This is a genomic window from Porphyromonas asaccharolytica DSM 20707 (assembly GCF_000212375.1).
GTDB classification, from domain to species: domain Bacteria; phylum Bacteroidota; class Bacteroidia; order Bacteroidales; family Porphyromonadaceae; genus Porphyromonas; species Porphyromonas asaccharolytica.
Map to the genome: position 1 here is coordinate 1,110,182 of NC_015501.1, position 23,699 is coordinate 1,133,880.

Below are 23,699 nucleotides of genomic sequence, written 5' to 3' on the forward strand. Positions count from 1 at the left end.
TTTAGTATAGATCGAAGATGGCGAGGAGCAGATAGACGGCTGGCACCGCTAGAAGTAGGCTGTCTATGCGATCGAGGATGCCACCGTGACCCGGGATGAGCTTGCCCGAATCCTTGACACCCGCTTGACGCTTGAGGCTACTCTCAAAGAGATCCCCAATGGTACCAAAGATGGCGACCACCGCCGCGATGAGCAAGATGCGTAGCCAGCTTAGCTCTGGGAATAGAAGCAGGCGTAAGACGACTGCTGAGAGGAGGACGAGGAGGAGACCTCCGATGGAGCCTTCGACGCTTTTCTTTGGTGAGATGCTGGGTGCCAGTCTTCTTTTTCCCCATCGTGAGCCGACGAGGTAGGCACCCGTGTCATTGACCCATATAAAGATGAAAATGGCGAGCAGGAGCAACCCGTTGTACTGCGTCATGGAGGAGAAAGGATCGGCCACAAGCGTCAGCCTGATGGTCAGTGCGAGGGGAGCGGCTATGTAGAGCTGTCCGATGAGACTGTTGCCGAGACTGGGGAGCATATCCTTGTGCGGAAGGAATGTGGAGCGACAGACCACATAGAGCAGGTAGAGCAGGTAAGGAATGAAAATGCCGAACTCATGACTGATCGCCATGCCATACTGCGCCGTGGCGTAGAGAAGCCAGACGGCTGCCACGCAGTCTAGTACGATACGAAAGATGTAGGTCTGATTGACTCGCGTCAGATGGTTGAACTCGATGATCCCTGCCACGGCAAAGAAGGAGAGCAAGATCCACAATCCCCAGACCATGGAGAGTGTTAAGGCTAGCACGATCAGTGCTACGTAGACAGTGCCCGATATAAGACGAGTGGTGAAGGTCGACATGGTAGCGTTGTATTCAGTGATTGTCGTGTGTTACGTAGAGCTTAATAAGTCAGTCGGACAGAGACGCTCAGCGGTGAGTATCTCTGTCCGACTTCTAGATAGGACTATTCGTGATCTGTAGGCTCCTCATCCTTTTTTTCATCTGAGGAATCGGGTGTAGGCTGATCCTCCTCCTTTTTAATATAGGGCGGAGGGGTAGCACTAGCGAGTCTCTTGGCACGCGCAGCCTCATTGAGCGCATCTAGCTCGTCTGAGCGTGAGATCCACTGGCGCTTGCCGAGGATCGTCTCTACATCTTCCGTGTAGATCACCTCACGCTCTAGGAGTAGTTGCGCTAGCTGGTGATGCTGCTCGGCATATTGTGTCAGGATCTCCTTGGCACGGGCATACTGTGTAGCGATGAGCTTGGAGACCTCCTGATCGATGATGACTGCCGTCTCCTCACTGTACGGCTTTTGGAAGGTATAGCCGTCGCTCTGCGAGTCAGCGTAGTTGAGATTGGGCAGCTTGTCGCTCATACCGTAGTAGGTGATCATAGCGTAGGCGAGCTTGGTGACACGCTCTAGGTCGTTGGCGGCACCTGTCGAGATGCGATCGAGGAATAGCTCCTCAGCAGCACGACCGCCCAGCAGCGAGCAGAGCTCGTCGAGGAGTACCTGCGTGTGGGTGATCTGTCGCTCCTCAGGCATATACCAAGCGGCACCAAGAGCCTTGCCACGAGGTACGATGGTGACCTTGACCAAGGGGTTGCCATACTCCGTCATCCAGCTGATGGTGGCGTGACCCGCCTCGTGGATGGCGATGCTGCGACGCTCGTCCTCGGTGATGATCTTGTTCTTCTTCTCCAGACCTCCGATGATACGATCCACCGCATCCATAAAGTCTTGCTTCTCGATCGCCTGCTTGTCGTGGCGTGCCGCTATGAGCGCCGCCTCGTTGCAGACGTTTGCTATGTCAGCCCCTGAGAATCCAGGCGTCTGTCGTGCCAGCTGATCCACCGATACGTCTGGACCTAGCTTGAGACCCTTCATATGTACGAGGAAGATCTCCTTGCGGTCGTTCAGGTCGGGCAGGTCTACGTAGATCTGACGGTCGAAGCGTCCAGCACGTAGAAGTGCCTTGTCGAGGATATCCACACGGTTCGTCGCTGCGAGGATGATCACCCCACTATTGCCATCGAAGCCGTCCATCTCGGTGAGGAGCTGGTTGAGCGTGTTCTCCCGCTCATCATTACTGCTGAAGCCGGCGTTCTTGCTTCGTGCACGCCCCACGGCGTCGATCTCGTCGATGAAGATGATACAGGGCGACTTCTCCTTAGCCTGCTTGAAGAGGTCACGGACGCGTGAAGCTCCTACACCGACGAACATCTCCACGAAGTCTGAACCAGAGATTGAGAAGAACGGTACATGCGCCTCGCCGGCGACCGCTTTAGCAAAGAGCGTCTTACCAGTGCCTGGAGGGCCCACGAGGAGCGCGCCCTTAGGGATCTTACCGCCCAGCTTGGTGTACTTGTCGGGGTTTTTGAGGAACTCGACAATCTCCTGTAGCTCCTGCTTAGCTTCGTGAAGTCCTGCCACATCGTCAAAGGTGACGTGCGACTCCTTCTTGTCATAGAGCTTAGCCTTAGACTTACCGACGTTAAAGACTCCGCCAGGACCACCGTTCTTCCCTCCAGGGCCAGCGCTCATACGACGGAAGACCCATATCCAGAAGACAAGAAGCAGGATCAGCGGAAGCCAGTTGGCTAGGATGAGCCAAAAGCTCATGCTGTCGGTCTTATACTTGACATCTATGGCGACCTCCTCCCTTTGGACAAACTCGTCAAAGCGATCTACCGACGGAAGGGTACACTTGACCTGATACTGCGCATTGACCATGCGAAAGGGGAAGCCCCGCTGCTCAATGTTTTGTAGCTCCTGCTCGCTGTAGACCATGCCCACCTTCTTGGGATTGAGCGTAGCGATAGCGACACCCTTGGTGCGGTTGACCTCTACCTTGGTAGCGACCTCCTTGCGAAGCAATTGCTGAAACTCCGTCCAGTCCACCTCTTTATTATTAGTAGGCTGCTCAGACGGAAGGAAGAAGAGCATTGCCAATATCAGAATGGCCGATAGGTAGAGCCACATCGGATTAAAGCGACGCTTACCGCGTCGTGGATCCGACCCCTGCGGGTTAGGAGTGGGGGTACCCAGCGGGTTTTTAATATGCTTATTCATCAATAGATTCCTTTCTAGTTCACCTTTCAAAAAGCGTACCACAATCTACTTTGCAGACCTATTGGCACACCTTTGCCCGCAAAGGTACAAAATAACCCTGTAGAGACTTCGTGTCTAAAAGGCGATTAACGCTATAAATCAAAGCGAGACGTGTAACCCTTTGCTTTCTAAGTTCATATGCAAGTAAAATGCGAAGTTTTTTCTCGTTTCGGAAACACAGTCGACTTCTCTTCGGGTGAACCGCTCGGCGGGGTGGAAGCTTCCACCGTAGGGGCGGACCTGTGTGTCCGCCCGTCCTCACCTGAGCGCAGTCTATTCTGCGGGCGGACACGTAGGTCCGCCCCTACACAAGCTACGTCAGCACGACAATTCCATTCATCAAACGCTGTAACCTCGATCTGTAGGGACGCACGTCTCGTCGCTACACGTAATGCACCTAGGAGAGGAAGCCGAGGAGGACACCCGCAGCTACGGCAGAGCCTATGACGCCAGCAACGTTCGGTCCCATCGCGTGCATCAGCAAGTAGTTCGTCCGGTCATACTTGACGCCCTCAATCTGCGATATGCGAGCCGAGTCAGGAACGGCCGAGACTCCCGCATTGCCGATCAGCGGATTGATCTTGTTGCCCTCCTTGAGGAAGAGGTTCATCACCTTGACAAAGAGTACTCCCGAGCAGGTCGCAATGATGAAGGAAAGTGCACCGAGCATAAAGATCTTTACCGAGTCGAGCGTGAGGAAGTGTGTCGCCTGTGTCGAGGCTCCCACTGTCACACCGAGAAGGATCGTGACAATGTCGATGAGTGGCTCACGAGCCGTACGAGCTAGACGATCGCAGACACCACTCTCCTTGAGGATATTTCCGAAGAAGAGCATACCCAGTAGCGGTAGTCCAGAGGGAACGAGGAATCCCGTCAAGAGAAGTCCGAAGATAGGGAAGAGGATACGCTCTATACGAGACACCTTGCGGGGGGGCTTCATACGTATGCGTCGCTCCTTGTCGGTTGTCAGCAGACGCATAAAGGGCGGCTGTATGATCGGCACCAATGCCATATAGGAGTATGCCGAGACAGCGATAGCGCCGAGTAGATCGGGAGCCAGCTTTGATGAGAGGAAGATAGCTGTCGGACCATCAGCACCTCCGATGATACCAATAGCACCTGCAGCATTTGGCTCGAAGCCTAGCTGCAAGGCGATCATATAGGCCCCAAAGATGCCAAACTGTGCAGCCGCACCGATCAGCATCAGCTTAGGATTGGATATCAGCGCCGAGAAGTCCGTCATAGCACCGATGCCGAGGAAGATCAGTGGCGGGTACCACCCCTGTCTCACCCCCTGGTAGAGGATGTTTAGGACAGATCCCTCCTCATAGATGCCGATCTGCAAGCCCGCATCCTTAAAGGGGATATTGCCGATCAGCATACCAAATCCAATGGGGATCAAGAGCAGTGGCTCGAACCTAAAGCGTATGCCTAGAAAGATAAATAGAGCACCGACCAATATCATGATCACGTGACCCGTCGTCACATTGGCAAAGCCAGTGTAGGTAGAGAAGATCTCTATATTCTCAACAAGGAAGTTCCAGAAATTCATAAGGCTATCTCGTTAATCGCTTAGGTCTAATGTTACGCTTTCAGTCGCTTGCAGTCCACCGTAGGACGCATCATTTGGCTCTTATCACTCCATGGCGTGTAGGGTAGCGTGCGAGGGCGTATCGTCAGTCGTCCTGGAGCCTCCCCACCGCCCATCTCTAGCTCACTCGTCAGTGCCAGTGAGATAGCGACAGCCACGAGCGGATCTTCAGTCGTGCTGGCCTTCTCCGCAGGCTCTTGGTGTAGACGGCTGTTGAGTCGTCTGTTGAGGCTCTCTTTACGCCCCTCGAGACGCATTGCCATGATCCCGACCAGCTTATAGGCCAAGAAGAGGATCAGTAGCCCCGAGAAGACCACCAGCATAGCGGTGATGGTCATCACAAAGCCATTGGGATCGGCCTCCTGTAGGCGGTCCATCTTCTCATTTTTGTCCTTGACCACATTGTTGGATCCAGGCGTCGTGTGCTGCGTGATATGCCAAGCCTCGGCTGGCTCAACCGTCCGCACCCCGTCATCGATACGAGCATAGGAGTGATTGGCGGGGAGTGATGCAGGCACCTCCACCTCATCGATGATAGTGCTCCCATCGTTGCTTATCAAAGCTAGATAGTGCGGAGTGTCAGGTGCTAGCGTGAAGTTCAGGTGGAAGGTGCCTCGTAGCGGCATCTCATCAGCAAAGAAGACGACGCTCTGACGTGGCTTAATAGCTGTCAGCACATCCCCCTTAGGGATCATATACTTCTTAAGATTCTGCGGATCATCTGTCAGGAAGCAGCCCGCTAGGTCGATCGATCCCGCAGAGGAGTTGTAGATCTCGATCCAAGGGCTACGCTTCCCGTAGTTGTCTATGTAGTTATCTACATTATCTATCATCACCTCATTGATCCGTGCCGCTGTGATACTCTGTGATGAGAGCGGAAGGGATGACCATAGGGCAGCTATAGTAGAGAGTAGTAATAGTCTCTGTAAAGCAGGCAGTGTGACTCGTTGCATAAGCTCACATATATATTGCTAAGATTAGACCTCCAAAGGTACGTTTTCTTTGGCAAAGTAAGAGCATTTCGAGAGATTTCTAGATATCCACGTGGAGATTTAAATCTCCACGTGGCAAACAACTCAAGAGCTTTACGAAATCAAAAATCGCACAGGGCTGACGCATTATAATCGCTCTTGCAGGAGCTACACATTAGTGACAAGCAAGGAATAGATGAGATCATTATATATAATGTGTCACCCCTAGATTTTCGCTATTCTCACGCCTTGCAGTTTTACATATCTTCACGGGGACAGTTCCTCCGATCCCCCCATTTCTCGAATATCCACGTGGAAAATCTCAAATCTCCACGTGGATATTTTTTGTTTTCCACGTGGGCGTCATTCATTTCCTCCGAAGTTTCATTTGATTCCTCCGAAGAGTTTTTTATTTCCTACCTGGGAAATAAAAATTTTCCACGTGGGGATTTCGAAATATCCACGTGGGAATCACTTTTCCCCGACATGGCGTCGTATCGATATGTAGTCGGCTCTAAATTATTGTAACGAGTCGACGTTGAATTTGCCCAGCTAGGGCTGACGCATCATAATCGTTTTTTTTTTTTCAGGAGCTACACATTAGTGAGAAATTGCATTAGCGGGTGGAATGTACCGCCCTGAAAAATTGCACAGCTCCAAAATGGCAATATCTCTGTTTTTTATATCTTTGCAAAATGCAATTGACTAACAAAACTACTTGCTTATGAATTACCCGCTACTCGGTCGGTCACGAATGCTGACCATGACACTATGCTTACTGCTCTGTGGCGTGGTGCAGATCTTTGCACGCCCACTACGAGAGCAAGAGGCTCGGCTGCTCGCAGAGCAGTTTTTTCAAAAGAACACGCAGATGCAGCAACTGCGCTCTGCTGAGCTGACTCTTGTGTCAGCACCCGCTTGTACATCCAATGGCTATGAACTACAATCGACAGGTGAGCCGGCTCGCTATTACTATGTATATAATAGAGGTGAGGGACGTGGCTTCGTGATTATCTCTGGTGATGATCGCCTAGCTCCTTATATAGGCTATGCTACGACGGGATCCTTCTCCGTCGAAGCGATGCCGGACAACCTCGCTGCCTTTCTAGAGGCTTGTCAGCAGCGTATTGATGAGCTGATGGGGCAGGTAGCCTGGCAGACACGCTTGGCACCGACGCTGCCAATGGCTGGAGAGCCTGCAGAGGTGGCTCCGCTGCTAGGCGAGATCGAGTGGGATCAGTCTGCTCCGTGGAACTCAAAGACTCCAGTAGATGGCAAGGGTAAGCACATGCCCGTGGGCTGTGTCGCTACTGCCTACGCTCAGGTGATGCGCTACTATCAGTGGCCTGTCAAGGGTGAGGGTAAGGTTGAGTACAAAGAGCCATACAAGACTCGCAAGCATAAGGTGAACTTTGGTACGACGACCTACGACTGGGCTAATATGCCAGCCGCTTATGAAGATCCTACTAAAGCAACGGCCGCGGAGATTGAGGCACTAGGCACGCTATGCTATCATGCAGGCGTTGCTATCGAGACGGACTATGATCCATCGGCTAGTGGTAGCTTTGCTCCTCTGATCGTACGTGCTCTGCGCAATAACTTCCGCTACAACAAGCAGGTGACCTTCAAGAGACGTGTCAACTATACCCAGCCGGAGTGGGATAAGATCATGCGTGCGGAGCTCGCTGCGCAGCGTCCTGTCGTATACAGTGGTACAGGTACTGGTGGTGGTCACGCATTCGTATGCGATGGTTACAACGACGAGGGACTCTATCACATCAACTGGGGCTGGAGCGGTCTCGCTAATGGATACTTCAACCTTAACTTCCTACAGCCCGACGACCTAGGTATCGGTGGAGGCTTCGGAGGAGGCTTTAGTATGGAGCAGGGTATCGTCGTAGGCATCACGCCTGATCGTGACGGTAGCTCTAAGGATACCGAGCTACCTCTCCTGACCACACGTAAGTTTACCACACACCTCACGGGTGGCTCAACAATCAGGATACTTGATGCCAACTACTCTGTCTGGCTTAGCGATGTACCTACCCTAGATGATGAGGGCAAAGCCGATTACAACTACTTTGGCTTCACGACCATCGCTGCTGCCAAGCTTGGTACGACCGATACGGTCTATATGGACGAGTACAAGAAGTCTAAGTTCTTAGTCGGTCTCTATGACCTCGTGCCGGAGTTCCAAGCTGACCTAGATGTGACTAAGTACCTCTCTGAGGGTACGTGGGACATCTTCATAGTCTATGAGGTGACGCTCCCTGATGGTACGAAGGAGTGGAGACCTTGTGCTATGGACGTGCGCGAGGGTAATAATGAGAATGGCAAGGGTCGTCACACCTTTACCATTGAGAAGGATGCTCTCGGCTGGAAGGTCAAGGAGGACCTCACGCACCCCTTTGCCCAGCTTGAAATGGTAGAGGATAGTGCTCACGCTACCTTCAAGGCCTACGAAAAGAGTACTATCTCCCTGAAGCTCAAGAATACAGGGCGTGGTGAGTTCTTCAGACCACTCTACCTCGAGGTCAAGCATGAGGACGGAGAGTGGCGTGCTTACTCTGATATCCTACCTGCCATACAGGTCGGGGAGACGCAAGAGGTGACCTTCAACGCTGAGCGCTGCCCCTACGCCCAGGGTACGATCTCTCTCCGTGTCTCCTACCAGACAGAGGATATGGGTAAGATGCAGTACTTCGAGCTACCTGATGTGACCATTGAGGCTTCTGATGCTATCAGAACGGCTTACGTCATCGAGCCTGCCTCTAAAGCTGAGCCTATGGAGGTAGACCTAGGTACGGGTGAGTTCTCACAGATCCGTGTTAAGAATGTCGGTACCATAGCTCCTGATCATGAGGTGAAGTGCCGCTACATACTTAAGTATGGTATCGAGCAGGTGTGGACCGACTTGGAGACGATCTCTATCTCACCACAAGGGGAGCAGATCCTCACGCCAAAGCTACCCGAGCTAGTAAAGAGACTAGGTGTCGTCGGTGGTAATAAGATCCAGCTGACGATGAGCTTCTTCGAGATGGGTGATGACAGAAAGCATCGTATGGCGATCCTAGAGAATCCTATCATAGAGGTAACCTGCAAGAAGGGCACTGCAGTACAAAAGGATTATCCTGTCACGAAGCAGATCGAGGGTGAAGGTGAACTGATCATCAAGGGCTACGAAGACCTTACGGCTGTGCCTGATGGTACTAAGCTGACCGTCGAGGCTAGACCTGCTGCTGGTTATGAGCTGACCACCCTTGAGGCTAATGGTAAGGATATCTTGGCCACAAAGAGCTTTACAGTATCTGCCGCTACGACGGTAAAGGCTGTCTTCACCAAGGAGAAAATATTTACCGTCAAACTAACGAGCAACGAGTATGGGTCGATCAGCATCAAAGAGGATATCGATCTAAATGCAGTACCTTACGGCACGAAGCTAACGGTAGAGGCTCGTGGCAACAACGACAAGTGCGAGCTCAAGACGCTTACCGCTAATGGTAAGGACATCCTGGCTACAAAGAGCTTTACCGTGATCGCTAATACGGAGGTCAAGGCTGAGTTTGTAGACCATACAAGCGTCGAGAGCGCTGTCGCAGAGCAGCTACGTCTCTATCCTAACCCAGCGCGTGACTACGTACTCCTCGAGGGTATACCATCAGGAGCTACAGTAGCGATCTACACGCTAGAGGGTGAGCTGATGTATCAGGTAGAGAGCACTAGTGACACACTACGCATCGACCTCACACAGCTACAGGAGGGCGCTTACATACTACGAGTAGGTGGTGAGACGCATCGTCTCATCGTCCGTCGCTAGCTATATATTATGTAAGGTAGAAACTAACCTTGCAGCTTAATACAAAAGGAGACTCTGTGGCACCCGCTACAGAGTCTCCTCCTATGATATATAACCTCAATCTCGCAATTTGCGGAACTGCGAAAAGCTGCTGTTGGTTGGCTATGTCGCTAGTTTTTCGTAACTTGCCACCACTTTTGAGAACCGACGCCGATTCTCCAACCTCGAGCAATTCATACGGATTTGGAAATCACGTAGATAGAGTTTAGATAGTACTAAGCAATAACATTATATGATCAAAAAACTACTAATTACCGCAGGGCTAATTATGGCAACGAGTGGACTCTCGCTACAAGTATCAGCCCAAACAGTAAATCTCTCCAATCAAGGAAATGGGGGAGTAAAAGAGACCTCCTACAGCTCTCGTTACGAGCTCAAGACAGGTCATCAACTCAAGTCGCAAGATGTCAAGGCGGCAGACACGCGTCCCATCTACTCGACCAAGGAGGGCTTTTTCGTCCGCTTTGTCAAGGAAGAGGACAACACCATCGAGATAGCGCCAGCGCAGAGTGCGGACGATCGTCTTAAGGAGGGTGTTTACTACAAGAATGTCGTAATCCCTGAGACTCTCAATGTCAAGAAGGGTAACGATATGGTTCCCTGCACAGTCGTAGCTGTGGGACAGGCTGCCTTTGCATTCAATGAGGTCTACACGGTGCAGTATCCTGCGACCTGCAAGGAGCTTAAGGATAGAGTCTTCCGTCTAGCTACCCTCAAGGAGGGCATCATCCCAGACCAGATTGAGAAGATCGGGGACAATGTATTCCAAGATTGTAAGGCCATTACCAAAATAGAGATCGGTAAGGGGCTTAAGAGTATGGGTGAAACGCCCTTTAAGAACTGCCAAAACCTTGCAACCATTACAGTTGCTCCCGAAAATACAATCCTAACTGTACAAGACAACATCCTATATAGTAAGGATATGACGAAGCTCTACCTCTGCCCTTCTGAGCTTAGAACGGCTAAGGTGGTGCTACCTAATACGGTGAAGGAAATAGAGGACTATGCCTTCCTAAGCTGTATCTATATTAAGGAGCTAATCCTCAACGAGGGCTTGGAGCGGATAGGCGATGAAGCCCTTTTTAACTGCTCATGGCTCACAGAACTGACGATACCTGCTTCCGTACAGGAGATCGGCTATAGGGCACTCACACTGCTCCAAGAGTGTGAGAAGATCCAGGTCGCAGAGGGCAATAAGACCTTTGAGGCTAAGTCCGACGGCGTCAATGAGGGTAAGCTACTGATCAATAAGACCAAGAATTCGCTTGTTACCTGCCTCTACAAGGGGACTAAAGATGTTACCGTCCCAGAGGGAATTAAGATAATTGAGCCATATGCCTTCCTATCTTGTCGCTGGACCGCTGCGGTTAAGCTCCCCTCATCTGTCGACAGTATAGGACAGACAGCTTTTTCGGATATGAGAATCTCTGAGATCGAGATCCCCGAAAAGGTTCGGGTGATCCCTAAGTACAGCATCAGTGACTGTAAGAAGCTTACGAAGATCACTCTTGGTAAGAACGTCACGCTGGTCGAGGATCAAGCATTTGCTGGCAATGACTTGCTGGAGACAAAGGGTGGCACGCTACAGATACTAGCTGTCACACCTCCAGCCGTGGGCAAGGACAACGATGGTAAAGTCTACGACATGGGCAAAGACTTTTACAAAAAAGTCACGCTAGAGGTCCCTGCAGAGGCTAGAGAAGCCTATCAGAATGATAGAAACTGGAAGAAGTTCCGCAAGATCTATCCAGTAGGTAATGAGCTAGTCCAGCCAGTGTCGCCACTACAGATTAGCGTAGCAGGAGGTCTCCTCTCGATCGTGGCGCCTGAGGTAGCTCCTATAGCCATCTACACACTCGATGGTCAGGTCGTCTACACGACTTCTGCGCTAGAGACACAGATCGCACTTCCTACAGGTCTCTATCTAGTAACCTACGGCTCTGAAACCACAAAGGTCCTCGTAGACTAAATGCATAGCACTCTAGAGTCGCTCCTCTTCTGAGCATCTCTAGAGTGCTACCACGATTAGATACTAATCAACCAACTATTTATTATAAGGATATGAAGTCAAAACTACTCCTTCTCCTCACGTTAGTAAGCGTGTTGGGGTTAACCGCATTCCGAGCTTCCGCTCAGGAACCCACCATTGGTAAGATCACCATTGGTACCGAACTCAATGTCGGTGACAGAATGAACCTCATGTTCACCGGTCCCGATGGCACGAGCAAGGATATCGTTGTCGATGGTGCCAAGCCTGTTATGGTGGAGGGTAAGATCGCCTATGAGATCACACAAAAGCCTGTGTCTATTTCAGGTGATATTTACACCTTCGAGTGTACGATGTCTCGCGTTACGACGCTTGACTTTGATAACTGTATTCACCTTTACGATCTGATCTGTGGTACGAATGCGCTCAAGCAGCTAGACTTGACAGGACTACCTGCTCTAGAGTCTCTGAACTGTACTACAGCTGAGATCAACACGATCAAGCTCGGTGGCAATGACAAGCTGAAGACAATCAAGGCTGATGCGAATAAGCTTAAGAGCATCAATCTTGCTGGAGCACCTAATCTAGAGTCTGTCTCTCTGCCTATCAATTCACTGACAGAGATCGATCTAAACGGTGTCTCCTGTGCATCACTAGACCTCTCTAGCAACGCACTTACCTCTCTAGATCTGTCTAAGACCTCAAACCTTGAGTGGCTTAGCGTATCTTCTAACCCGCTCACATCGATCAACCTAACTGGCTGTACCTCTCTAAAAACACTAAGTGCTAAGACGACTAAGCTCGGAGAGATAAATCTCACAGGTCTAACTGCTCTTGAGTCTCTAGATCTGCACGCTGGGAGCCTGACTAAGATTACATTCGGTGAGAATAGTGAGCTCGGTGACATAGATCTGAGTAACAACAAGCTTTCTTCTGTTGATTTCAAGGGCTGTCCTGCTGTACAGTATCTCAGTCTGAATAACAATGAGTTCACAGAGATGCACCTCAAGGGACTAAAGGAACTCTCCAGCATCAACTTGAGATATAATAAGCTTACAAACTTCTCCATAGAGGATTGTCCTAGTCTCAGCTCAGTTGTCGTCAGTGACAACCTCCTCACATCTATAGATCTAACAGGTGGTAAGGAAAATCTAAGTGATGTATATGTTGGTGGTAACCAACTCACCACTCTTGATATGTCAGGCTTTGCTAGCCTATCTACGCTCAGCGCTGAGAATAACCAGCTCACCTCTGTCAATCTAGAGGGATGTAGCAATCTATACAGTCTGAATCTCGGAAACAACAAGTTTACGAGTCTGAAACTTCCTGAGCTACCTGCTCTTGGAGAGGTTTATGTTGAGAACAACAACCTCCAGGGAGACGCTATGATGGCTCTTATGAAGTCTCTACCTAAGAAGGAGGTCCTCACGGGCTCATTCTCTGGTAGCATTTATGCTGTCGAGACACGCAGTGATAAGGAGCAGAACATCTGCCTCAAGGAGCACGTAGATGCTGCTCACGAGCTAGGCTGGGGCGTTTATGACAAGCGTACCTGGAGCAACTATGATGGAGCTGCAATCTGCAAGGTTACGACCAAGACTGTAGGTAAGGGTGGCTCTATTATGGTCAATGGTAAGGCACAGCTAGACGAGGTTTACTCCGACACTAAGATTGTGATCACAGACAATCACGAGAGTGGATACGCTCTGAATACTCTTAAGAAGGTTTCCAAGGGTGACACTATTGATATCTTTAAGGATCGCTACTTCTATGCTACGGATGCAGATGTAGAGGTGGTTGCTACCTTTACAGATGATGTCTGCAAGGTGATCCTGAAGAAGCTTGGCAAGGGTACCCTCAAGCTCAAGGGTGATGGTCTCGATACGAGAGGTCTACCTCGTGGTATGGAGATCGAGCTCGTTGCCGAGACTAGCGAAACTTCCGACTGGGAGCTTTCTGACCTTAAACTGACCAACCTTAAGACGGGTAAGAAAACCAACATTCTTAGCTCAAAGAGCTTTAAACTGACAGACGATATGGAGGTCTTCGCCGAGTTCCAAAATGAAAACGGTGAGGAGCCTGGAGATACTGTCACATGGGATGGCGAGCAGTGGCTCGGTGTCATCATGCCAACCGTACCAAGCTCTGAGGAGGCTCAGCTCTATCCTAACCCCGCTACAGACTTCGTCACCGTCGCTGGTGCACAGCCTGCTACGACGGTTAACGTCTACACGCTCTCAGGCGAGCTCGTTCGTAGCTATGCTACCAGTCGTGAGGGTTATGCAGAGCTATCAGTAGCTGATCTACCCGAGGGTACTTACATTGTCCTCATCGGCAATGATCCTCGCAAGCTGATCATACGTCGTTGATGACAAGGACGACTCTATAATATAAGGTACAGTGTGGATGCACAGTAGTTATGTTGCTCCACACTGTATCTTATGTTTGGGTCGTGACTAGACTCTATAGTTATATCTAATCAAACAAAGCACAGTTTACACCGCTTTATGAATCATTCATTTATATCCAAACTACTAGCTGTGGGTGTCGTAGCCCTCTCTTGGGTTGGAGGGCTTGTAGCACAGCAGTCCTTTGGAGGCGTACCAGCTGGCTTCACAGCCTCCACGACAGAGCTTCGCTCGGCTGGAGCTACGCCTGTCATTCGTGTCCTCCCCGAGTTCAACGTCCAGGACTTCAAGACAGCACACCAGTGGAACAAGGGACAGGTACAGTTCAAGCGCCTTACCATCGGTCGTGTCTTAGAGACCTCTATCGACTTCTCTCGTCAGGCTCAGGCTACCGAGCTAGAGTATGGCAAGGTTATCTACCGCCTGCGTATCTCCTCTCCAGGAGCTCAGGCTATGACGCTCCTCTATGATGACTTCTTCATTCCTAATGATGGAGGTCGTCTCTACATCTATACCCCTGATCGCTCTGTACTCTTAGGAGCTTACACCTATGAGACCCATCCCAAGCATGGTGGCTTCGCTAATGAGCCTCTGAATGGTGATGAAGTAATTATGGAGTATGAGCCAGGACGTACAGGAGCAATGCCCACGCTACTAGTCTCTGGTGTTGGCTACATTTACGATGCTAGAGTAGACAACGGGACCAACAAGCTCCGTATGCTTTATCCAGGTGAGGATGAGAGTGGTGATCCGATCCCTCAGATCGGTATCAACTGCCCTGAGGGTGCTGAGTGGCAAACTGAAAAGGCTGGTGTCTGCCAGCTCATCATGTATGATGAGGAGGGCATCGGACTCTGCTCGGGTAACTTGATGAACAATACCAATCTAGACTTCAGACCCTTTATTCTCTCCGCTGCACACTGTATCTCTCTGACCACCAAGCAAGAGGTAGCGCAGAAGTATCTAGACAAGTGGACATTCGTCTTCCACTATGAGAAGCCCACTTGTAGCAATGGCTCTGTAGCGCTCAATCGAGGCAAGTCTGTCGTAGGTTGTGATGTACGTACGTTCCTTCCCTTCCTGGGTATGAGTGATGGTCTACTCCTCGAGGCACATACACAGGTACCTGAGAACTATCGTGTCTACTACAACGGTTGGGATCGCTGGTCTGTACTGCCCAAGACTCCTGCTGTAGGCATACATCACCCTATGGGAGATGCTAAGAAGATCTCTATCGCAGATGGTCCTATCAGAATAGGTCAGTGGGACACAGGCGATGGAGAGGCCGGAGCTGAGAAGGCTCACTTCGAGTTCCAATATACACATGGTGCTACTGAGGGTGGATCCTCTGGCTCTTCACTCTTTAGTGCCGAGCACCTAGTCGTCGGTACGCTGACTGGTGGTCGTACAGGGGGTGATGACTTCTACGGACGTCTCAAGTTCCACTGGGATCACTTTAAGAAGAATGATTCGATCGACTGTATGGACATCTACCTCGATCCTAAGGAAGGGGGTTCAGCTCGTAAGCTAGAGGGTACGTGGCGCAATGGCCTGAAGCCTCTGCAGCCTGTGTCCGACTTCAAGGTACAGGTGACCAATACGGAGGCTCACCTCTCTTGGACAGCTATTGACAAAAACACGATCCCTGCTGAGTGGAAGGTCTTCTATCGCATCTATCGCAATGGAGCCTTTATCACAGAGGTTACAGAGAATAAGTACACCGAGTCACGTGAGGTCGCTCTCGGAGACAAGGCTCGTGAGGGTTCTGTCGTCTATGGCGTACAGGTGCGCTACGACTACGGAGGTAAGACGCTACCCGATGATGGTTATAATGGGGGTGCCGCATATACTTCCGGCGAATCTGATCTCATCGAGCAGGGCGCTTTCTGGGGCAATGCCGTACACACGATGCCTGCTACCGCCAAGGCTAGTAGCAATGGTGTCCTCGTCTCTTGGCATGATCCGGCTAACCTACAGGAGGTCTCTCTCTTTGGTTACCCCAACAAGATGGAGTTCATTACTTACAAGCATCCTAAAGCTGAGCTAAAAGGTCGTTACACTACGCCAAACCGCTACAACCTGACGGTTCGTATCGCCAGTGATCGCTTTGTCGGTGAGGCTACTCCTACGCTCTATGCCGTACGTCTGGTACCTGACTCACTGATCAATGTCCCTGATGCTAAGGATGCTCAGCGCTACACGATCATCCTGCGCAATGGTACTGAGCGTAATGACAAGGTGGGTGGTATCGCTGGTATTACGTATGAGCAGATGTTCAACGTACCACAAGACTGGAAGCCCGGTGAGTGGGTTACGGTAGTCCTAGACAAGCCCTTCAGGATCAATCCTATGAATGATCTCTTCATCGGCTATGGTATCACCAACAATGACAACGCTGCAGGTGTCGTCTGTGTCAAGAACACCAACGACGCTTTACGTCCTTACGTGGACGCCTTCCTGCTTTCTGGTCAAAGGTCCGTGCCATACCCTGAGTCCAAGTACAAGGGCTCCACAGTGCCTGAGGAGTATCACGCTATGCGCTTCGTCTTCGCTCCCTCTGAGAATGTAGAGAAGCACAACGACTTCACTTGCTTTGCCAAGGGTAAGGTACCCGTACCATTCCCCAAGGTCAAGAGCTATAAGCTCCTCAAGAATGGTAAGGTCATCGCTGAGGGTCTCACTGCCAATGAGTATCAAGATGCTACGGGCAATACGACCGACAGCTACACCGTAGAGGTTGTCTACGAAGATGGTGGTGCTTATGCTCCTGTAGGAGTCAGCGAGGTAGAGCGTAGTCTCGAGCCTGTCGCTTATCCTACGCAGCTTGATGCTACGGCACAGCTATACGTAGAGAACAGTGCTGAGGTGCTGACGCTCCGTGTCCTAACCGTCGATGGTACTAACGTGATGCAGATTGACCAGCCAGGCCGCGTCGTAGATCTCTCTACACTACCTGCTGGTCAGTATGTTGTCGTGATGCAGACGGCAGCTGGTACTTTCACACAGTACATCACCAAGTAAAGTCACTCTACGAGACCATGACGCCATAAGACCTTTGGTCTCATCAGGGATCTAGCGCGACCCAGAGCAGACTAAGCGCGCACGACCCCATTATCTATAGATAGAAGCGTGGTAAGGACAGAGATCCTTATCACGCTTCTGCGTGTATGACGGGCATGTCATACATCTGTGGTGAAAGTCCACACGGGGCGTAGTTGCCAACGAACCCCATAGCGACTTGCAAGTTTCAAGGGGTGACCCTTGGGAGAGAAGAAGCAATAGCGAATTCGTGGCCTGACGAACAGAAACCTAATACCAAGGCGTATCAAGCGGACAAGCTGGCACGCGACAGTGAAGCTCCAAAAGGCAACCGTAACCTTGATGCGTAAATTAGGCAGGTAAACGATGAAAGATGTATGGCTTATCCCGTGAGGCCTCGGCAGTCCTCAAGGATAGTAACAACGAATGTCGAGGAGTCAGCAGAGGTCGAAGTAGCCGTTCTCGCGCAGAACAAGGCGAAGGACCGAATAATTCGTAACGTTAATCAAGAATGTATGTTCCGATGTTTTTGCTGACGAGTGGCAACGGTCAAAACGTCAATGCGATCGACCACATAGAGCTAAGCACGCGAGCATCGGAAGCGGAAATTAAGAAAGACGGAAGATGAAACTAATCGAACAGATACTCGCCAAGAATAATGTACGCGAGGCACTCAATCGTGTTGTGAGCAACAAGGGCGCCTCGGGTATAGACGGTATGAAAGTCGAGGAGCTCCGCGACTATATGAACGCCAATTGGACGAGCATCAAGCAGTCGATCCTAGAGCGTAGGTACAAGCCAGCCCCCGTACGGAGGGTTGAGATACCTAAGCCCAACGGAGGCGTACGCAAGCTCGGTATCCCGACCGTTGTCGACCGAACCCTTCAACAATCGATTGTCCAAGTCCTGACTCCCATCTTCGAGGCAGAGTTTCAAGAGAACAGCTACGGCTTCCGCCCCGGCAGGAGCTGTGAGCAAGCCGTTCAGAAGCTTTTGGAATACCTCAACGAGGGAGCGGAGTGGATAGTTGACATAGACTTGGAGAAGTTCTTCGACAATGTTCCACAAGACAAACTGATGAGTTATGTGGGTCGTGTGATCCATGACCCAGACACCGAAAGTCTGATACGCAAGTATCTGAAGTCGGGCGTAATGGAGAATGGTCTTTACGAAGCCACAGAACTCGGCACGCCCCAAGGTGGCAATTTGTCCCCCTTGTTGAGCAATGTGATGCTCAACGAGCTAGATAAGGAAATGGTCAGACGGGGGCTGCGCTATGTTCGATACGCAGACGACTGCGTCATAGCAGTAAGAAGCGAAGCAAGTGCCAAACGAGTGATGCACTCTGTCACCCAATGGATAGAGCGTGTCCTCGGGCTTAAGGTCAATGCCACCAAAACGCACGTCTGCCGACCGAGCAAACTTAAGTACCTCGGTTTTGGATTTTACAAATCCCCTCAGACCAAGCAGTGGACGGCAAGACCTCACGAGGACTCCGTAGCGAAGTTTGTCAGGAAGCTGAAGAAACTATGCAAACGCTCGTGGAGCATCTCCATGACTGCCCGTATCACAATGCTGAACAGAGTGATACGTGGATGGATAAACTACTTTGCCATTGGAGCTATGAAAGGCAAGATGGTAGGGATAGACGAACATCTGCGCACGATGCTACGTAAGGTGATATGGAAGCAATGGAAAACACCTCGAAAGCGAGCCTGGGGGCTACGCAAGCTTGGTATCTGCAACGACTTAGCCAAGCTCACCTCGTGCAGCGGAGACCGCTACGAATGGGTGGTGAGACGTACATGCGTGGTACGAGCAATATCGAAAGATGTGCTAGCCCGCAGAGGCCTCGTAAGCTGTTTGGACTACTATGCGATTAGACACTCTTTGAAAACGAATTAAACCGCCGTATGCCGAACGGCACGTACGGTGGTGTGAGAGGAAAGGAAACGAAAGTAGGTCAGAAAACTTTCGTTTCCCGACCTACTCGATTATAGAGTCCATCTACGTCCTCAACTCCGCACATCTCTCGGGTAGCCTGCTGTAGGGACGCACGGCTCGTGCGTCCGTTCCCGTTAAAACTTCGATGCTGTAACTTTTGATGCAACGGACGCACGAACCGTGCGTGTAACGATGATACGTGTAACCCTTTGTAGGGACGCACGGCTCGTGCGTCCGTCCCCGTCAAAACCACAACGCTGTAACCTTTGATACAACGGACGCACGAACCGTGCGTCCCTACAGCGGGTTACACGTCTTGCGGTACTACAACGGAGACCTCCGATCGGAGGCCGACTCGTTACAATAATTTAGATCCGACTACGTATCGATACGGCGCTATGTCGAGAAAAAGTGATTTCCACGTGGATATTTCGAAATATCCAGGTGGAGAATTTTTATTTTCCACGTAGGGGAGAAAAAATTCTTCGGAGGAATCAAATGAAACTTCGGAGGAAATGAATGACGCCCACGTGGAAAATAAAAAATATCCACGTGGAGATTTGAGATTTCCCACGTGGATATTCGAGAAAGGAGGGAATCGGACGAATTTCCTCGTAAAGATATGTAATTAGGGATTAGAGGTTAGAGATTAGAGGTTAGAGGGGCTAGTGGCACTAGTGCTCCTAGTAGGTCTAGTGCTCCTAGAGTCTAGTGTCTAACCTCTAATCTCTAACCTCTAATCTCTAACCTCTAACCTCAAAACTTCGCAAATCGGCAATAGGTCTCGCCTTGATGCACATCCCGTGTTGTCCCTACGGCGGCTTACTCGTCTCATCGGGCTAGCCGAGACGGTCAGCTTCACGCTGTGATTTCGTATCTTTGTGGCGTCTATCAATTTATATAAGAGCGATGCCTAAGAGACTTATCTCCACACTTTGTCAGTCAGCACTGCTATTGCTGACGCTGTTCCTCTTTAGCCAGTGCGGTGCACGTAAGGCTACACCACGGCGACCGCATGTCGAGCTACCCGAGTGCAGCATCAGTGATGACGCCTACTCGGTGCCTCAGCTGCCTGGAGCTGAGATGCGCGCTGTGTGGCTCACCTCGATCTTTGGACTAGACTGGCCGAAGGTCTCTGCAGATACTTACTCAGGTATGGTACGGCAGCAGGAGTCGCTCGACAAGATGCTAGATGCCTTTGTGCAGGCGGGGATCAATACGGTCTTCCTACAGGTACGTCTGCGTGGTGACTTGCTCTATCCGAGCAGTGTCGAGCCGCTCTCTCCTACGGTTAGCAAGACGGGTGCGCTGCCCAATGGCTATGATCCCCTCCAGTATGCTATCGATGCGTGTCATCATCGTGGTCTGAGTGTACATGCCTGGATGGTGGTCTATCCACTAGGCACGAATGATCATGTGCGCTCGCTAGCTAAGCAGGGTAAAGGCTTCTACGCAGCACATCCTGAGCTGTGTCTCCGACAGGGCAACGCTTGGTTTATGGATCCCGCGCAGCCCGCTGTACGTACGCACATGGCTCAGCTGGTACGAGACTTAGTCACGCGCTACGATGTGGATGGCGTGCACCTAGACTATATCCGTTACCCCGATGGTCCGAAGAAGTTTGACGATCTCAAGAGCTACCAGCGCATGAACCCCAAGCGACTCCCTCGTATGGAGTGGCGTGAGGCGAATGTGACAGCTATGATCGATACGCTCCACCGTACGCTGCAAGAGGTAGCACCCGAGGTGGCGCTCTCGACAGCTTGCATCGGTAAGTATCAGCAGTTGCCGAAGCCTGCCCCTGGGGGCTACTTCTGCAAGAATGATGTGTCGCAAGATCCGCTCGTCTGGTTTCAGCGGGGCATCGTGGACTTCATCGTGCCGATGATTTATTACAAGGATGCGCACTTCAACTACTATATAGCAGACTGGGCTAAGCGCATCGCGCCCTACGGACCCATCGTAGCTGGACTAGGTGTCTATCGCCTCTATGACAATTCGCGGTGGAAGCTACAAGACATCTACAATCAGCTCGACACATTGTCGCATTATGGACTCTCAGGGGTGAGCTACTACCGAGCTGAGCAGTTCTTGCAGATGTATGATCAGCTACCGGCAGAGCGTCAGGATCAGCTCCTCTTGCCGACACGTCGTCCCGCCTTCGGAGCGGAGCCCCGTATCCCCTTTGGTATGGCAAAGGTTGAGGAGATCGTGGATCAAGGTGAGCGGCTGACTATCTCGTGGAGCTATGACCTCCAGGAGCCGACGGGGCACACCTTCAATCTCTATTACCGTCTCTACGGATCGCATCTCGACTGTCCACTGGTACTACTCGGGCAAAACCTTGCAGGACGCTCGGCGACTATCTCGCGAGACTTCCTACCAGAGGATGTCTTGGTCGAGTTCTTTGTAGAGCCGGCGGCTTTCAGTGGACATACAGGCAAGCTCTCTGCGGGAGCGCTTTACTACAACTCCCGTGAGCTAAAGAAATAGTGTATGTGGGGGCTCTACCTGCATATCCCGTTTTGTCCCACACGGTGCATCTACTGTGACTTTTACTCGCAGAGCGACTTGTCGCTACAGAGTGCCTTTGTGGAGGCTCTCTGTCGTGAGTTAACGATCTACTGTGACCGAGGGCTGTGGGCTACAGCTCCTCGTACCATCTATCTCGGCGGAGGTACGCCTAGTAGCCTCCCGCTCCCGCTCCTAGAGCGACTCATGCAGCATATACACTCGCTTTGGAGACTAGATAAGTCGATCGAGATCACTATTGAGGCAAACCCCGAGGATGTGTCGCCAGAGTGGGCTAGGGGCGTAGCGCAGCTAGGCTTCAACCGCATCAGCCTAGGGGTGCAAAGCTTGAGCGATGAGACGCTACGCTTCTTACAGCGTCGCCACTCAGCTGCACAAGCCGAGCTGGCGATCAGCTATATACGCGAAGCAGGCATTAGCAATGTGAGCATCGATCTGATATTTGCGCTACCTAAGGGTTATGAGCAGCACTGGTTCGAGAGCTTGGCACATGCGTTAGTACTGCCCGTGACACACCTTTCTGCCTATGGTTTGACCTACGAAAGTGGCACACGCCTGGATCGTATGCGGGAGAGCGGAGCGGTGACCCCCTCGAGCGAAGAGACCTACGTGAAGCAGTACTATGCTCTAGTCGCAGCCTGTCGGAAGGCAGGCTTTACGCATTACGAATTGTCTAACTGGGCGCTCCCTGGCTTTGCTTCTCAGCACAATAGCGCTTATTGGGACGGTACGCCCTACCTAGGTTTAGGACCTAGCGCACATAGTTACATGGCGAGGCATCGCTGGTGGAATCTCTCCGACATACACCTATATATAGAGCGACTGCAGCAAGACACACTCCCGATCGCTGATGAGGAGTGGCTCTCACTGACTGAGCTATCCGAAGAGTGCATCATGCTGGGGCTACGTACTAGTCGTGGTATAGACCTCCGTAGGCCCGTGCTGCAGGGAGTCCCGCTTATGGATCGTGCCACGCCGTGGCTCGATCAGGGACTACTCACCTACACCGCCGATGATCACTTGCGTCTCACCCACGAAGGCCTGATCTGGTGTGACCGCATCTGTACGGCACTCTGCTAGCACGCTACCGCTGCGGTCATAGGTGTGTCGTGTGTCTAGAGTGGGGAGTGGGGAAGCTATGCGATAGGCTCATTTTACCTAGGTTAAGGTATTGACAGACTCAGAGATAGCGTCTACCTTTGCAAACAGAAATACCAACATAACGTTTCAAAGCAAATGAAGAATACCGGACTATACTTCGGCTCCTCTACGGGCCATGTCGAGGGCATCGCAGATAAGGTTGCCCAGTTACTAGGGATTGATGCAGCTAATGTACACAACGTAGCAGATGCTACCCCAGAGTCTGCCCTGGCGTACGATCTCCTCATCTTCGGCTCCTCTACTTGGGGCTATGGCGACCTACAAGACGATTGGGAGGGATTCCTCCCCAAGCTTGTTAAGCAAGATCTCTCGGGCAAGCAGTTTGCTGTCTTCGGCTGTGGTGACTCAAGCAGCTATCCAGACACCTTCTGCGATGCTATGGCCGAAATCGCTGAGCAGGTTACTGCTGCTGGAGCGACGCTCGTAGGGCAGATCCCTGCAGAAGGTTATAGCTACGAGGCTACGCGCTGTGAGGTGGACGGTCAGCTCATCGGCTGTTGTCTAGACGAAGACAACGAGAGTGACGAGACGGACGATCGTCTCGATACGTGGGTACAAGCTATCCAAAAGGCATAACGCATATCTGCGAGGCTTCCTTCATAATTCTTTTTTTCTGTTAGTTAAGTGTGTATGTCGACCGAGTGGGTGATGCTGAGTGATAAGGTTTACGAGTTTCAGAAAGGGATACGACCTCTATTTCTCTGTACCGTAAGCAGAGAGGTAGCACCTCTTCTGATGAGACGCTTGGAGCGTGCTGGCATAGCTTACCATCTAGAGGAGATCTCTAGTGTGTCACCGCGTGTCAATCTCTTCTTTGGCAAGAAGCTATGTATCGCCATTATCTCTGAGATGGTGAGAGGACGATCCTTGACAATGCTTTCACCAGAGGAAGACTTTATCCTCGGTACCCTGCTCGGCTACGACACTTGTCAGCAATGTGAGCGCTATCAGCGACGTAAGCAAAGCATGAGACAGGTAGCCGCTAGCTAACACGACTTGGCGTCACATAGTTAGATCGTTGGGTGATGGCGTAGTAGTTTGATCTACTCGTCATCACCCGATTGTTTTGTAGGATGGAAGGTTAGGAAGATTGTTTGTAGTATCCATA

At 51.2% G+C, this 23,699-nt stretch carries 13 protein-coding genes; 9 read left to right on the plus strand and 4 right to left on the minus strand.

All coding sequences use genetic code 11. From position 1 onward, the window contains the following. Position 1: 1 nt before the first annotated feature. The 4 genes from PORAS_RS04425 to PORAS_RS04440 all read right to left on the minus strand — a co-directional run bounded on the left by PORAS_RS04425 (position 2) and on the right by PORAS_RS04440 (position 5,646). Positions 2-847: a phosphatidate cytidylyltransferase gene (locus tag PORAS_RS04425; protein WP_013760328.1), complete on the minus strand. Its 846-nt coding sequence runs from the start codon at positions 845-847 to the stop codon at positions 2-4. A gap of 104 nt (positions 848-951) precedes the next feature. After that, on the minus strand, positions 952-3,063 hold the full coding sequence (gene ftsH / locus PORAS_RS04430) for an ATP-dependent zinc metalloprotease FtsH (RefSeq protein WP_013760329.1): 2,112 nt from the start codon (positions 3,061-3,063) through the stop codon (positions 952-954). Positions 3,064-3,499: 436 nt separating this feature from the next. Beyond that, complete coding sequence (locus tag PORAS_RS04435) at positions 3,500-4,654, minus strand: sodium ion-translocating decarboxylase subunit beta (protein WP_013760330.1); 1,155 nt, start codon at positions 4,652-4,654, stop codon at positions 3,500-3,502. A 32-nt stretch (positions 4,655-4,686) separates the two neighbouring features. Further along, positions 4,687-5,646, minus strand: coding sequence for an OadG family transporter subunit (locus PORAS_RS04440; RefSeq protein ID WP_013760331.1), 960 nt, complete (start codon positions 5,644-5,646; stop codon positions 4,687-4,689). 742 nt (positions 5,647-6,388) lie between these two features. Between PORAS_RS04440 and PORAS_RS04445 the strand changes: the two genes are divergently transcribed. From PORAS_RS04445 to PORAS_RS04485, 9 genes are all read left to right on the plus strand, one after another. Further along, a complete protein-coding gene (locus tag PORAS_RS04445; RefSeq protein ID WP_013760332.1) occupies positions 6,389-9,481 on the plus strand; it encodes a thiol protease/hemagglutinin PrtT in 3,093 nt (1,030 codons plus the stop codon). Between the two features lie 271 nt (positions 9,482-9,752). Beyond that, positions 9,753-11,489: a leucine-rich repeat domain-containing protein gene (locus tag PORAS_RS04450; protein WP_013760333.1), complete on the plus strand. Its 1,737-nt coding sequence runs from the start codon at positions 9,753-9,755 to the stop codon at positions 11,487-11,489. A gap of 92 nt (positions 11,490-11,581) precedes the next feature. Further along, positions 11,582-13,876: a T9SS type A sorting domain-containing protein gene (locus PORAS_RS04455; RefSeq protein ID WP_013760334.1), complete on the plus strand. Its 2,295-nt coding sequence runs from the start codon at positions 11,582-11,584 to the stop codon at positions 13,874-13,876. Between the two features lie 138 nt (positions 13,877-14,014). Further along, positions 14,015-16,936, plus strand: a complete 2,922-nt coding sequence (locus tag PORAS_RS04460; protein ID WP_013760335.1) for a T9SS type A sorting domain-containing protein — start codon at positions 14,015-14,017, stop codon at positions 16,934-16,936. 642 nt (positions 16,937-17,578) lie between these two features. After that, the gene (gene ltrA / locus PORAS_RS04465) at positions 17,579-18,859 is read left to right on the plus strand and encodes a group II intron reverse transcriptase/maturase (RefSeq protein ID WP_013759989.1); all 1,281 of its coding nucleotides are present in this window, start codon (positions 17,579-17,581) and stop codon (positions 18,857-18,859) included. A gap of 948 nt (positions 18,860-19,807) precedes the next feature. After that, complete coding sequence (locus PORAS_RS04470) at positions 19,808-21,391, plus strand: glycoside hydrolase family 10-like protein (RefSeq protein ID WP_004331262.1); 1,584 nt, start codon at positions 19,808-19,810, stop codon at positions 21,389-21,391. A gap of 3 nt (positions 21,392-21,394) precedes the next feature. Further along, positions 21,395-22,510 (plus strand): radical SAM family heme chaperone HemW, encoded by a 1,116-nt coding sequence (gene hemW, locus PORAS_RS04475; protein WP_013760336.1) that lies wholly within the window; start codon positions 21,395-21,397, stop codon positions 22,508-22,510. 156 nt (positions 22,511-22,666) lie between these two features. Beyond that, positions 22,667-23,167 carry a flavodoxin gene (locus tag PORAS_RS04480; protein ID WP_004331260.1) on the plus strand — a complete coding sequence of 167 codons (501 nt, stop codon included), beginning with the start codon at positions 22,667-22,669 and terminating at the stop codon, positions 23,165-23,167. A gap of 54 nt (positions 23,168-23,221) precedes the next feature. Then, entirely contained in the window at positions 23,222-23,581 is a 360-nt protein-coding gene (locus PORAS_RS04485) for a DUF2023 family protein (RefSeq protein WP_004331257.1), read from the plus strand. Positions 23,582-23,699: the final 118 nt, after the last annotated feature.